General features: G+C 65.1%; 11 protein-coding genes. 6 read left to right on the forward strand and 5 right to left on the reverse strand.

All coding sequences use genetic code 11. From position 1 onward, the window contains the following. The first annotated feature begins 104 nt into the window (after nucleotides 1–104). The gene (locus ACNQVK_RS35320) at nucleotides 105–1,085 is read left to right on the forward strand and encodes a 2-hydroxyacid dehydrogenase (RefSeq protein ID WP_418033499.1); all 981 of its coding nucleotides are present in this window, start codon (nucleotides 105–107) and stop codon (nucleotides 1,083–1,085) included. On the opposite strand, the gene ACNQVK_RS35325 is transcribed toward ACNQVK_RS35320, so the two are convergent. Then, nucleotides 1,082–2,008: a LysR substrate-binding domain-containing protein gene (locus ACNQVK_RS35325; protein ID WP_064937132.1), complete on the reverse strand. Its 927-nt coding sequence runs from the start codon at nucleotides 2,006–2,008 to the stop codon at nucleotides 1,082–1,084. The two genes, ACNQVK_RS35320 and ACNQVK_RS35325, sit on opposite strands and share 4 nt — an antisense overlap. A gap of 147 nt (nucleotides 2,009–2,155) precedes the next feature. Here ACNQVK_RS35325 and ACNQVK_RS35330 point away from each other — a divergent pair, with 147 nt between their 5' ends. Next, a complete protein-coding gene (locus tag ACNQVK_RS35330) occupies nucleotides 2,156–3,712 on the forward strand; it encodes a DUF222 domain-containing protein (RefSeq protein ID WP_418033500.1) in 1,557 nt (518 codons plus the stop codon). A gap of 31 nt (nucleotides 3,713–3,743) precedes the next feature. Here ACNQVK_RS35330 and ACNQVK_RS35335 read toward each other — a convergent pair whose 3' ends face one another. The 4 genes from ACNQVK_RS35335 to ACNQVK_RS35350 all read right to left on the reverse strand — a co-directional run bounded on the left by ACNQVK_RS35335 (nucleotide 3,744) and on the right by ACNQVK_RS35350 (nucleotide 8,704). After that, nucleotides 3,744–5,003 carry a glucarate dehydratase family protein gene (locus ACNQVK_RS35335; RefSeq protein ID WP_418033501.1) on the reverse strand — a complete coding sequence of 420 codons (1,260 nt, stop codon included), beginning with the start codon at nucleotides 5,001–5,003 and terminating at the stop codon, nucleotides 3,744–3,746. Next, the gene (locus tag ACNQVK_RS35340) at nucleotides 5,003–5,926 is read right to left on the reverse strand and encodes a 5-dehydro-4-deoxyglucarate dehydratase (protein WP_418033502.1); all 924 of its coding nucleotides are present in this window, start codon (nucleotides 5,924–5,926) and stop codon (nucleotides 5,003–5,005) included. Before ACNQVK_RS35340 ends, ACNQVK_RS35335 begins: the two co-directional genes overlap by 1 nt. 25 nt (nucleotides 5,927–5,951) lie before the next feature. After that, nucleotides 5,952–7,547 (reverse strand): aldehyde dehydrogenase (NADP(+)), encoded by a 1,596-nt coding sequence (locus ACNQVK_RS35345; protein WP_418033503.1) that lies wholly within the window; start codon nucleotides 7,545–7,547, stop codon nucleotides 5,952–5,954. A gap of 218 nt (nucleotides 7,548–7,765) precedes the next feature. Next, on the reverse strand, nucleotides 7,766–8,704 hold the full coding sequence (locus tag ACNQVK_RS35350; RefSeq protein WP_418033504.1) for an oxygenase MpaB family protein: 939 nt from the start codon (nucleotides 8,702–8,704) through the stop codon (nucleotides 7,766–7,768). Nucleotides 8,705–8,814: 110 nt separating this feature from the next. Between ACNQVK_RS35350 and ACNQVK_RS35355 the strand changes: the two genes are divergently transcribed. The 4 genes from ACNQVK_RS35355 to ACNQVK_RS35370 all read left to right on the forward strand — a co-directional run bounded on the left by ACNQVK_RS35355 (nucleotide 8,815) and on the right by ACNQVK_RS35370 (nucleotide 13,275). Further along, nucleotides 8,815–9,522 (forward strand): helix-turn-helix domain-containing protein, encoded by a 708-nt coding sequence (locus ACNQVK_RS35355; RefSeq protein WP_418033505.1) that lies wholly within the window; start codon nucleotides 8,815–8,817, stop codon nucleotides 9,520–9,522. 285 nt (nucleotides 9,523–9,807) lie between these two features. Beyond that, the gene (locus tag ACNQVK_RS35360; protein WP_418034532.1) at nucleotides 9,808–10,632 is read left to right on the forward strand and encodes a helix-turn-helix domain-containing protein; all 825 of its coding nucleotides are present in this window, start codon (nucleotides 9,808–9,810) and stop codon (nucleotides 10,630–10,632) included. Nucleotides 10,633–10,783: 151 nt separating this feature from the next. After that, a complete protein-coding gene (locus ACNQVK_RS35365; protein WP_418033506.1) occupies nucleotides 10,784–11,938 on the forward strand; it encodes a dihydrodipicolinate reductase in 1,155 nt (384 codons plus the stop codon). A gap of 104 nt (nucleotides 11,939–12,042) precedes the next feature. Next, on the forward strand, nucleotides 12,043–13,275 hold the full coding sequence (locus ACNQVK_RS35370) for a cytochrome P450 (protein ID WP_418033507.1): 1,233 nt from the start codon (nucleotides 12,043–12,045) through the stop codon (nucleotides 13,273–13,275). The last annotated feature ends 55 nt before the right edge of the window (nucleotides 13,276–13,330 follow it).

A 13,330-nucleotide genomic window follows, 5' to 3' on the forward strand; every position in this document is an offset into this window, starting at 1 on the left:
GCAGCGGCAATTATGCAGCTTGCGTATCAACCCATGCTATTTCCGTGTTGGACGGGTATTTGCACGCAGGCCTACCGTAGCGGCATCCCAACCGAGGAGTTCGTGTGCCCGAATCCGATTCCAGCCGCCGCGTCCTGCAGGTGGGTCCGCTCAAGCCTTCGCTCGCCGAGACGCTGCGGACCAGCTACGACGCCCAGGTCTTGCCCGACGGCCCCGAACGCCCGGCGTTCCTCGCCGAGCACGGCGATACGATCGCCGCGGTGGTGACCTCGGGACGCACCGGCGTGGACGCCGGGCTGATGTCCGCGCTGCCCAATCTGGGCGCGGTGGTGAACTTCGGGGTCGGCTATGACACCACGGATATCGAGGCGGCCGCGACGCGAAACGTCGTGGTGAGCAACACCCCCGATGTACTCAGCGACTGCGTGGCCGACACCGCGGTCGGACTGTTGATCGACGCGATGCGGCAGTTCTCGGCCGCCGACCGCTATGTGCGGGCCGGACGCTGGGTCGCCGACGGCAACTACCCACTGACCCACAAGGTTTCGGGTACCCGCGTCGGGATCATCGGGCTGGGCCGCATCGGGCAGGCGATCGCCACCCGGCTGGTCGGGTTCGGCTGCCCGATCAGCTATCACAACCGGCGCGAGGTCGCGGGCAGCCCGTACACCTATGTGAAGTCCGCCGTCGAACTCGCCCGACAGGTCGATGTGCTGATCGTTGCCGCGGCCGGCGGCAGCGGGACTCGGCACCTGATCGGCCGCGATGTGCTCGACGCCATCGGGCCCGACGGCTACCTGGTCAACATCGCGCGCGGCAGCGTCGTGGACGAGGACGCCCTGGTCGAGGCGCTGACCGAGGGCAAGCTTGCCGGCGCCGGGCTCGACGTGTTCACAGACGAACCGAATGTGCCCGAAGCCCTGCTCTCGATGGACAACGTCGTGCTCCTGCCCCACGTCGGAAGCGGGACCATCGAGACCCGGGCCGCGATGGAGGCACTGACCCTGGCCAACCTGGACAAGTTCCTGGAGTCCGGCGAACTGGTCACTCCGGTGCCCATGCCGGCTTCGGCCACCCGGAGCTAACCGACAAAATCTTCGACGAGATCGTCGGTGGTCCATTCACGTGGCGGCAGCACGTCGCGCAGCAGACGCAGCAGCGCGGGGTTCGTGCTGTCCCCGCGCCATACCGCGTCCAGTTCGACCGGACGTTCCCGGAACGCGCCGATAGAGCGGAACACCACACCCTCGGGATGCAAGGTGGCCGTGGATGCGGGCACGAGGGCGATGCCGATCCCGGAGCGCACCAGTACCAGCATGGTGTGCACCTGGGTGACGTACTGGACGTAGCGCGGTGTGGCGCCGGCGATCGTGAACGTGCTGATCAGCAGCTCGTTGAAGTACCGGGCCTGCACCGGGGAGTACATCACCATGTCCTGGCCATCGAGATCGTTGAGCGTGAGCTGCCGGCGCACCTCGACCAGCGGATGCGCGGCCGGCAGTGCGGCGATGAGCTGTTCATGCAGCAGCGGCCGGGATACCAGGCCCGGACGTTTGAGCGGTGGCCGCGCCATGCCGAGATCCAGTTCACCGGTCATCAACGCTTCGATCTGGGCTGCGGTGACCATCTCGCGCAGATCGAGTTTCACGTCGGGCATCTGCTGACGTGCGGCGTCGAACAGCCTGGGCAGCACCGGATGTGCGGACGCCGCGGTGAATCCGATCACCACAGTTCCGAGATCGCCTGCGGGAACGCGCTTTACATTTAGCGCCGCACCTTCGGCCAACTGCAGGATGCGTCGCGCGTCGGGCAGGAACGCCACCCCTGCGGGCGTGAGGGTGACCGAGCGGGTGGTCCGGTCGATCAGGTGCACACCGAGTTCGCTCTCCAACTGCTGGATCTGGCGGCTCAGCGGCGGCTGGGTCATGTGCAGCCGTTCGGCGGCCCGGCCGAAGTGCAGTTCCTCGGCGACGGCGATGAAGCACGACAGCCTCGACAGCGAGAACACCCATGCAGCCTATCGGCAACCGAGGCGATAAATGCCTGAACCGCATGAATCGACGCGTCAAATAGCTGGAGGAGGAAATTATCAATAGCCGCAGCGAGATCGCGAATTTCCTTGACCGGTGGCAGTTTCCGTAGCATACTCGAACGTATGTTCGACATCGACGCATCGTGGGAGCTGGTCCTGTGCATCGGTGACTCGGTCAGCGAGGAGGCCATGTTGATGGCATCCCGGATGTCGATCATCGGGGAGCTACTGGCCCGCCGGATCGACGAGGTCGAGACCGAGGATTCCGACCCGGGTTACATGTTGGTGACCGGGTTTTCCCGCACCGTCGCCGAAGTGGGCGCGGCCATGAACATCTCCCCCAAAGTCGCCACACTGGTCGTCTCTCAAGCTGAGGCGTTGACCGATCGACTGCCCCAGGTGGCGCAAGTCCTGCGGCGCGGGCACATCGACTGGGCAACGGTTGCGGTGATCATCGAGCGGACAGAACTGGTCACCGACAACGGGATCATCACCCGCCTGGATGCCGATTTGGCCGGCCGGATCTCGGGCTGGAAGTCGTGGTCACGGCAGCGGGTCATCAACGCCGTCGATGCTGCGGTGCGTGAGATCGACCCCGATGCCATCCGTGAACGCGAAAAGGCTGAGCGGCGCCGCGATGTGCGGGTACGGCCCGGGCCCGACGGCACCGCACGACTGGAAGGGACGTTGACTGCGAAAGCAGGTTCGAGCTTCGACCAGCGCGTGACACAGCTGGCCAACGGAGTGTGTGCGGAGGATCCGCGCACCCTGGGCCAGCGCCGAGCCGACGCTGTCGAAGCCATGTCGGAGAACCGCGCCTTGGTCTGCCTGTGCGGGCGGCCCGAGTGCCCGCACGCCGAACCGGCCGAGCCACCCGCAGTTCGGGTGGTGATGAATGTGATCGCCCCGCAGAGCGCTCTCACCGGTGGGAACCAGCCCGGGTACCTCGCCGGGTACGGCGTGATAGACGCCGAGAAGCTGCGAGAGCTGGCAGAGCATGCCGTCTTGCGAGTAGTGCAAGCTCCGGTGGTAGCGACGGCTGAGGCGCTGCGGTACCAGGTCTCAGCCGCGCTGGCGCGCTGGATCCGGTGCCGCGACATCACCTGCCGGTTTCCGGGTTGTGACCGACCTGCTGAGCTCTGCGATATCGACCACACGATCCCGTTCAATCACGCCAACCCCGAACGGGGTGGGCTCACCGTGCCATGGAACCTGAAATGCCTTTGTCGGCAACATCATCGGCTCAAGACGTTCCATGACGGCTGGCGCGACCAACAACTCCCCGACGGGACCATCGTGTGGACCGCGCCGAGCGGCCAGACCTATTCGACAAGTCCAGGTGCCGTCGAAGTCTTCCCGGAACTGAGGGCGCGTCGCGCGCCGCGGCGCACCAAGGCGACGCCTCGTGCTGTCCGAATCTCCCAGCAACGGGCGAAGAATCACCGGCTGCGTCCGATCAATGCCGAGGCCCGCCGCGTCCGGAAAGCCCGCACGGCCGAGATCCGTCGCCGCGTCGAACACAACCGGATGCGCGCCACCCTGACGCTGTTCAAGGGAAACCGCCCCAGCACAAGCCCATTCGCGGCTTGGATCAATGACCCCTACGAACCTGAAACCCTGCCCGCCGACTGGCGACCTCCTCCGCCGCCGGACCCCGGATCCGACATACCGCCCTTCTAGGCAGGCGCACGCCCGATTCCGGATGCCCGGACTACCAGCGCGGGCTGATGGCCTCAAATGACGGATCGACCGTGCGCATGTAGCCGGTGTCGTCGCGGTCGGTGATCCCGCAGCGTATGTACTGCTCGTGTAGTGCGGCCAATGCGTCGTCGTCGATCTCAACCCCGAGTCCTGGGCCGGTCGGCACCGGCACTGAGCCCGCGCGGAATTCGAGGGCGCCGGAACGCACGACATCTTCGGTCTTCCACGGCCAGTGGGTATCACAGGCATAGGTGAGATTCGGAGTGGCGGCAGCCAGATGCACCATGGCCGCCAGGCTGATGCCCAGATGCGAGTTGGAGTGCATGGACAACCCCAGTCCGAAGGTGTCACAGATTCCGGCCAGCAGCCGGGAACGCTGCAACCCACCCCAGTAGTGGTGATCGGAAAGCACCACGCGCACCGAATCTTTCGCGACGGCGGGGGCAAGTTGGTCGAACGCCACCACACACATGTTGGTGGCCAACGGCATGGACGCCTGCGCTGCCACGTCGGCCATGCCGTCCAGCCCCGGCGTCGGGTCCTCGAGGTACTCCAATACGCCGGACAGTCGCGCAGCCACCTTCATCGATGTCTCGGGGGTCCAGGCGGCGTTCGGGTCCAGCCGCAGCGGATGGTTGGGGAACGCAGCCCGCAACGCCTCGATCGCGGCCGCCTCTTCCTCGGGCGCAAACACGCCTCCCTTGAGTTTGATCGCGGTGAAGCCGTATTCGTCGATGATCCGGCGGGCTTGTGTCACGATGCCGTTGGGGTCCAGCGCCTCGCCCCAGCAGTCGGGCTCAGCGCCTGGGTGGCCGGCCCACTTGTAGAACAGATAGGCGCTGAATGGCACGGCGTCACGCACCGCGCCGCCGAGAAGGTCCGATACCGGCCGGCCGGTGGCTTGCCCCGCGACATCGAGGCACGCCACCTCGAACGGCGAGAAGACCTGGTCCACCGCGCTGGCTGTGGTGATCATGCCGGCGGTCCCGACCGCGGCAGTATCACCTTGCAGCACGCGAGCGATGGCCGCACGAATAGCGTTGAGAGAAAAGACATCAAGCCCGGCAATCGCGTCGGCCGCGGCACCGAGGCGCTCCAGGTGCCGCGTGTCGGCGTAGGTCTCGCCGAGCCCGGTCAGGCCGGCGTCGGTGTCCAGTTGGATGATCGCCCGCAGCGCGAACGGTTGATGTACGCCGACGGTGTTGAGCAACGGCGGATCAGCGAACGCAACCGGCGTGATGCGAGCACCGGTGATGCGGACCGGCGGCATCAGTGGACCAGGGCGCTGTCGAGCACTGCGCGGCCGGCTGCCAGGATGCGTTGCAGCTCAGCGACATCATCGGGCCTGGCATCGATCAGTGGCGGGCGTACCGGTCCGGCGGGGATTCCCTCCATGGTGACCCCGGCCTTGATCAACGAGACCGCATAGCCGGGAACAGTGTCACGCAGCCGCACCAGCGGATGGTAGAACGCGCGCGTCAGGGCTGCGATCATCGTCTCGTCGCCGGCCTCGAGAGCCTGGTAGAAGGCGAGCGCAACATCGGGGGCGAACGCGAAGGTCGCCGACGAGTACAGGGTGACGCCGATCGCGCGGTATGCCTGCTGGGACACCTCGGCGGTGGGCAGCCCGTTGAAGAACTGGAACGGTTTGCCGAGCGGCTCCAACGCGTCGGTGACCGCACGGACGATGCGAGACACCCGATCGAGATCGCCAGTGCCGTCCTTGAATCCGACGACGTTGGGAATCAGGGCCGCCTCGACCGCCGACTCCTCGGTGTAGCGGGCGTTGTTGCGGTTGTAGACGACGACGGGCAGGTCGGTGACGGCGCTGACCTCGCGGGTGTACTGGACGAGCCCGGCCTGTGGCATCTCCACCAGGTACGGTGGCAGCAACAGCAGTCCGTCGGCACCGGCGTCGGCAGCGACCTTCGCAAAGGCCTTGGCGGACGCGATCGAACCGCCCGCCCCCGCGTACACCGGAACCCGGCCGCCGACCGTCTCGACGGCGGTACGCACCACCGTGCGCATCTCCTCGGGATCGAGGGCATGGAATTCGCCGGTGCCGCAACCGATGAACACACCACCGGGCCCGGCTTCGACACCCTTGGCGATGTGCTGCGCGAGCAGGTCCACGTCGATGTCACCAGCGGCGGTGAGCGGGGTTACCGGGAAGAACAGGACGCCGTCCAGCATTTGTCTACTCCTTGTGTTTGTCACGTCAGTCTTTGGTGAGTTGGCCGTCGATACGCCGCCACAGGCCGTCCGGGTTTCCGTCGGCAATGGCACTCGGCAGCAGAGATTTCGGGGTGTCCTGGTAGCAGACCGGGCGCAGGAACCGCTCGATGGCGCGGGCGCCGACCGAGGTGGTGCGTGAATCGGAGGTCGACGGGAACGGTCCACCGTGCACCATGGCGTGACCGACCTCGACGCCGGTCGGCCAGCCGTTGAACAGGATTCGTCCCGCCTTGAGCTCAAGGACGTCCAGCAGTTCACCCGCCTGACCGTGATCGGGCTCGTCGGCCTGGATCGTGGCGGTCAGCTGCCCCTCCAGGCTCTGGGCGAGCCGCAACATCTCCGCGGCATCCGAACACTTGACGAGGACGCCGGCGGCGCCGAACACCTCACCCTGCAACGCCTCTGAGGCCAGGAAGGTGGCCGCATCCGTGGCGAACAGTGCGGCGCGGCACGGGGCGGCGGGCGCGTCGATCTCGGAACCGCGGGCAACCAGCACGGCCTCGGCGTCCAATGCCTCAACGCCGTTGCGGAAGCCGGCGGCGATACCCGGTGTGAGCATCACAGTCGGCGCACTGGCTGCGACCGCTTCACCCGCGGCGGCGGCGAAGGTGTCCAGTTCCGGGCCGTCGACCGCGATGACCAGACCGGGGTTGGTGCAGAACTGTCCGGAACCCAGTGTCAGCGAACCGACGAAGGCACGGCCCAACTCAGCACCTCGGCTGGCCAGTGCACCGCCGAGCAGGAAGACCGGGTTGACGGCACTCATCTCGGCATACACCGGGATCGGTTCAGGACGAGCCGCGGCGGCGGCGACCAATGCCATGCCGCCCGCACGCGAGCCGGTGAACCCGACCGCCTTGATCCGCGGATCGGTGACCAGGGCGATGCCAAGCTCCGGGCCGAAACCGTAAAGCAGGGAGAACGTTCCGGCCGGCAGCCCAGAGGCGGCGACAGCGTCGGTGATGGCACGCCCGACGAGTTCGGAGGTGCCAGGGTGGGCATCGTGCGCCTTGACCACGATGGGGCAACCGGCAGCCAGGGCGGACGCGGTATCGCCGCCGGCCACTGAGAAGGCCAACGGAAAGTTGCTGGCGCCGAACACCGCGACCGGGCCGAGCGGCACGCTGCGCTGGCGAATATCGGGACGCGGCAACGGGGTCCGGTCAGGTTGGGCCGGGTCGATGCGGGCCTGGTTCCAGCTCCCCTCGCGCAGCACAGCGGCGAACAATCGCAGTTGGCCGGCAGTGCGCCCGACCTCGCCGGTCAGCCGCGGTCGGGGCAGGCCGGTCTCGGCGTGGGCACGGTCCACGAGCGCGTCACTGATCGACTCGAGATTGGCCGCGATCGCCTCCAGAAAACGGGCCCTCGTCTCGATGGGGGCTGACCGGTACGCCGGGAACGCCTCCGCAGCGGCGGCGCAAGCGTCCCCAACATGGGAGCGGTTGCCGTACGCATACGCAGGTTCGATCGGGTTGCCGGTCTGCGGGTCGACACCGCGGATCTCGTCACCGGTACCGCGCACAGGTGTCCCTGCGATCAGCATCTGTCCGGTCAGGTCCAGCATCACCGTTGGGGTCATACTGGCACCGTACGGCCGTCAATATATACATGTCCAAGTCAAATTTGCGGCTAATTGATACATCCACTGCATCAGTTTCTCAACGGCGGACGACGACCTTCCGACTGCACGTTTCCCAGCGTTGTCGCGGAGTTGGCGGACATGTTTTGCCATCTAGATGGCGAATCTGAGAACGAGACGGTGCTCCACGAATCAGCATCAATGTCCACCTGCGCGAGCTATCCGGTGTTGCGAAGTGCCTGGCTTTGGATGTGCTGGCCGTGGGGGCACAGACGCTTGAGTAGCAGCGGATAGGTGCCGCTGCGGTCCAGCAGGGTAGTGACGGCTCGACCACCGGCGATGGCGATAGCATCACCGGCCGTCGAGGCGGGAAGCCCGCTGATGTGCCGGATGTGGCGCGGAACAAGGGCAAGCCCGGCGCGGGCAAGGATCGGGTAGGCCCGGAACAGAGCTGCTTTGACAGGATCTCCGTCAAGCGCGCGTGGGTGCAGGATCGCGTCGAGCGCGCCACGGGTCTGTGCGTTGACGCAGATCAGATGGCGCGAGGCGGCCCACAGCCGGCGGTACTCGTCGCGGGTGCACGGAATATGTTCTGGCATAAGGTGTTCAGCGACGCCATGCCGCACCGCTGAGGCGCGGATGTCGTCGTAGTCGATCCCGAAGGTCTCGAAGGCGATGGCCGCTTCGGCGAAGAACTGGTCTTGTTCCTTCTCGCCCAGGCCGGCACTCAGGGTCTGATAGGCATAGAAGACCGAGTGCCAGGACAGCATGTGGTTGCCCAGGCGCAGGTAGGGGTCCAAGGCGCTGTAGGACTGGCCGGTCATCGGCTCACCACCCTCGATGCGGGCGTGCAGCCGGTCCAGGCGCCGGTTGGCCGCGGCCACGGTGGCGGTGTCGGCGAACACCGCAGTCAGGAAGTAGTACAGGGTGCGGTTCAGCCGACCCAGCGGATCTTCGCGATAGCGGCTGTGTTCTTCGAGTGCTGCGGCACCATGCGTGCTGCACACCATGTCCAGCACGAATGATCGCATCACGCCGGGGATGACGGCCGGATGCGACCACACCCGCCACGACACCGATTCTGGCCCGAACAGGCCGTCATCGGTTCTGCGGGCGGGCAGGTCCAAGTGGAACTGCTGATCGGTCGAACTTGTCACGAAACGCCTTTCACAGGTGGTCAGATACCGGCTAATAGACACACAGTATGTGTTTCTTTAATGAGAATACATAGTGTGTCTCTTGCGTCAAGAATCGGTAGGGTGATGGCGTGACCGCCGACGTGGATGTAGCCCTTGACGACAAGGAGCTGGCGCGGGCCACATTCGCCCTCCTGTCAGGGGCTCCCGCTGAGCTGCTGCCGCGGCACCGCCACCAGCTCAGCCGCGAGGAAGTCCGCAGGTCGCAGACCGCCCGAATCCTGGCTGCGGCCATTGAACTTTTCGGTGATCACGGTTATGCGGAGACAACCGTGGCGCAGATCGCCGACCGCGCCGGGGTATCTCGGCGCACCGTCTACGACTTATATGACAGTAAGGAAGCGCTCTTCCTGCACACCTACCGCTGCACGCAGTTGCTGATGGCCGCCGGCGCGGGCGCGGGCAATAGTTCACCAGATGCGGTCACGCAGCAGACATTGCCTCAGACGGTGCGACACCTTCTGGCGGTCATTGCCACATCCCCTGCGGCCGCCCGCATGTTCTTCCTGGAAGCCACCGGGGCTGGGGACAGGGTGCGCGCCCGCCGCAACGACGCCATCGCCGAATTCGTCAATGCGGTGACGCCCGGCTTGCAGCAGCTGCGCGCCACCACTGAACCCGGTCTTCCCCCTTTGAGCTTGGGCTTGTGCAACGCAATTGTTGCCGCCGCAATCGAACTCGTGGTGCAGCATCTTGCCCACAACGAACCCGAGACGCTCCCCGAGATCGAACCAGCCATCACCGAGATCATCCGGGCGGTCGTTACACCCAACCACTAAGCCGATGCGGGTGCTGACCATCCCCGGTACACCCGGCCACGACGCCATCGGCATTGACCGCACAGCTGCGATCAAACACTCGAACCGCTGACTATGTCGACAGACACTGCGCCCTCTCGCCAATAGCTAAGCAATGGCAGCGCTTTCGCTCGCGCGCTTCCGAACCAGCGGATCTAGAACCCGAACGCTATACCTGCATAAATAGTAGGATTACCATGCCCATTATTAGGACACTGAAGGGAACCAGCTGTGGCCGACAGCAAATCGCCACCAACGCGTCGGGTCATCGAGGCATTGAGCGCACTGGCAGAAGCATCCGCCACCGGGCTTACATCAGCGGAGGTGGCCCGAAAGTGTGGCATCACCACGTCGACGTGCGCCTTGCTGCTGGCCGAACTCGAGGCGCAAGGGTGGGTCGGGCGCACCGATGATCGCCGCTATCGACTGGGCAGTGGCCTGTTCAGCATCGTCCATGGACTTCGCCGGCAGTTTCCACTACTGGACCGGGGGCGCGAGGCGCTGACCCATCTGCACAACCGACTTGATGCCGCGTGCTCGCTGTCGAAGATCGGCACCCGCCACCTGACCACGATCGATGTGGTCGGCCATGACACCAGCGTGGAACATGCTGTGGGACAACGTTTTCCCATCGACCCACCGTTCGGCTTGGTGGCAATGGCATGGCGCGTAGACGAAGTTGTCGACGACTGGCTACGCGGGGTGCGGCCCCGCTTGACCAGTGTCGACATCGCCCAGCAGCAGCAGGTGCTCGCCGATATCCGCGCTCGCCGATACGGCGCTTGGAGATTCGACGACGACCACAGCTCCCTGCATCAGCGCCTCTCCAGCGTGCTTGGCTCTTTGGAGCCCAGCGAAACTGTGAACCGCAGGCTCACCACCCTGCTCACCCTTGTCACACTCAAATCGGTGACCGATACTCTCGAATCCGATTTGGCCACTGCCGAATTCGTGGTGCTACCGATCTTCGGCACCTCGGGCCAGCCCGAGTACCAAATCGAGATCCGACTCGGCGGAACTCCCCAGGTGAGCTTGCCCGAACTCGACGAGGTTCTGCGGGAAGTCCAAGACCGGCTCACTCCGACGACCTGAACTGCAGCTCGGCCACAGCCCGTCGCACTGTCATGGCGCCGCCCGAGATCTTCGCGGGAATTCAGCTACGCACGTCTATTGACACGGCCCTCAGCCAGGCCTAAGTTTCCCCCGAATTATAGGAAGTTGCATCCTAAAATTAGGAGGAATGATGACCAAGGTAGCGGTGTGGGGACCCGGCTCGATGGGCGTGATTGCGCTGCGGTGCGTGATCGACCATCCAGATCTGGAGTTGGTCGGACTGGTGGTCAACAACCCGGACAAGGCAGGGATGGACGCCGGGACCTTGTGCGGCATCGACCCGGTGGGAGTAATGGCCACAACCGATCCTGACGACATCCTGTTCGGCGGCGCCGACGTGGTCGTGTACGCGGCGACCGGCAATCTGCGCCCGTTGGAGGCCGTCGAGGACATGGCACGGGCGCTGCGGGCCGGCAAAAACGTGGTGTCGTGTTCGGTGATCCAGCTGGTGGCCCGCGGCGAAGCCACCGCCATGTTCACCGATCCGATCGAGCAGGCTTGCTGGGAGGGCGGCACCTCCTGTTTCACCTCTGGTATCGCACCCGGGTATGCCTTCGACGTGCTGCCACTGACTCTTTCGGGCCTGTCGCGCACCATCGATTCGATCCGCCTCACCGAAATGTTCAACTACGGCACCTACCCGGATCCCAACGCCGTCTACAACCTCTTGGGCTTCGGGCTACCTCCCGAGGCCGACGCATTCGCGGCCACACCGGGCGTACTGACCTACGGGTGGGGCCCGATCATCACGGCCTTGGCCGACGCTCTGGGCATCACGATCGACCGGATGGAGGAGTCCGTACAGCGCCTCCCCACCGAGCACGGATTCGATGCTCCCAACGGTCGGGTGGAAGCGGGCACCATCGCCGCGATGCGGTCGGTCCTGACCGGATATTCCGACGGTGAACCGAAGGTCACCGTCGATTATGTGACGCGCATGCACGACGGCATCGCGCCAGACTGGCCACAACCGGTCATCGGCATCTCCCCCAAAGACCATGGCACTCCCGGGGTGTCCGGGCAGGGCACCTACCGCATCGAGATCGAGGGATCCCCGTCGATCCGCTGCGAGCTGGAAATGGCCGACGGCAGCGACCACGACCTGGGAGCACGGATGGCCGGTTCGGCATTCGTCGTCAACGCCATCCCCGCCGTGGTCGCAGCCAAACCGGGCCTGCTGGTGGCCGCCGATCTGCCGCTGGTCACCGGCGCCGGTCTGGTCAAGCCCGACTACGGCGTGGCTCCCGATTCCCGCCTCATCGGCCTGAACGCGCACAGGTCATGACGCGCCACCAATCTTCATAACCGACATCAGCGACAGAAATCACCTAAACCGGTTGCGCCCCAGCTTATTTTGCGGCGCAACCGGTCCACCCCAGAGGAACTCCCGTGACGAAACCCTCGATCCTAGACAACCTCGACTTCAATGATTGCGACTTCATGGTGGGCGACGTGCCAGACCTGCACCGGGTTCTGGAACGTCTGCGTTCGCAGCGTCCCTACGCGATCGTCCCGCTGGCCACTGTGCCCGCAGTACTGCTGCTGACCCACGACCTGGTATCCGCGGCATTCAAAGACGAGCAGACCTTCCCGGCGTCAGCTTTGTATCCGCTGTCCACTGGGCCGGTGTTGGGCAAAACTCTGCAGTGCATGGCCGGAACAGAGCATCGCAAGAACCGCGCGTTGGTAGCCCCAGCCTTCCGGCGCCGCCAGATCGCGGACAAGATCACACCAATATTGGCTCCCCTGGCCCACGAATTGATCGACCGGTTCGCCGACCGCGGCACAGCCGACCTGGTCGCCGAATTCACCACCTATTACCCCGCACTGCTGATCAGCAGACTCCTGGGGCTTCCGGTGCAGGACGAAGACCAGATCCGAACATGGGCACACGACCTGTTCTACTTCCCGTTCGACCCCCGGGCCGCGATGCGCGCTTCGACCGATTTCACTGCCCTGGTCACCCCAATCCTGGCTGACCGACGCAAGAATCCACGAGACGACCTCATCTCGGTATTGGTCACCGCCCGCATCGATGCCGAGGACGACGCCGAACTGGCCGGTGAATCGCTAAGCGACGAAGAGGTGCTGTCGTTCCTCAGGCTGCTATTCCCAGCCGGCGCGGATACCACCATGCTCGCACTGGGCAACACCATCTCAGCGCTGCTGACCCACCCCGACCAAATGGCGATCTTGCTGTCCGACATTCACGAGAATGTCCAGTGGGCCATCTGGGAGGGGATGCGGTGGGAGCCGCCCGTCGGGTTGTTACCGCGCGCGTGTCCTCATGCGACGACGTGGAACGGAATCGAAATTCCGGCGCAAACCCCGATGATCTTCTCGATCAACGCAGCCCACCGCGATCCCGCCGTGTGGCCCGATCCGCACCGCTTCGACATCACCCGCCGCAAGACCGTCATGCTGTCCTTCGGTCAAGGACCACACAGCTGCGTCGGCAATTGGCTGGCTCTGGCCGAACTCCAGACGGCACTCAAAGCGCTCATCGAGCGCCTCCCTGGCCTGAGGTTCCAAGACGGCGCCGCCGAACGTGGACTTGTGACGAGCCAAGTCGGCACCACACTGCGCGGCCCCAACGAATTGGCCGTGCAATGGGACAACTAGGGGCCACTGACCATATGCAAGTGTGGGCTGCAATTCTCAGTGTCCAATTGCATTT

This window comes from Mycobacterium sp. 134, from assembly GCF_048282715.1.
Classification (GTDB): domain Bacteria; phylum Actinomycetota; class Actinomycetes; order Mycobacteriales; family Mycobacteriaceae; genus Mycobacterium; species Mycobacterium septicum.

Excerpts from the sequence above, each read along its gene's own strand:
- ACNQVK_RS35330 (WP_418033500.1), top strand. The coding sequence starts at position 2,156 with ATGTTCGACATCGACGCATCGTGGGAGCTGGTCCTGTGCATCGGTGAC.
- ACNQVK_RS35335 (WP_418033501.1), bottom strand. The coding sequence starts at position 5,003 with ATGCCGCCGGTCCGCATCACCGGTGCTCGCATCACGCCGGTTGCGTTC.
- ACNQVK_RS35340 (WP_418033502.1), bottom strand. The coding sequence starts at position 5,926 with ATGCTGGACGGCGTCCTGTTCTTCCCGGTAACCCCGCTCACCGCCGCT.
- ACNQVK_RS35345 (WP_418033503.1), bottom strand. The coding sequence starts at position 7,547 with ATGACCCCAACGGTGATGCTGGACCTGACCGGACAGATGCTGATCGCA.
- ACNQVK_RS35365 (WP_418033506.1), top strand. The coding sequence starts at position 10,784 with ATGACCAAGGTAGCGGTGTGGGGACCCGGCTCGATGGGCGTGATTGCG.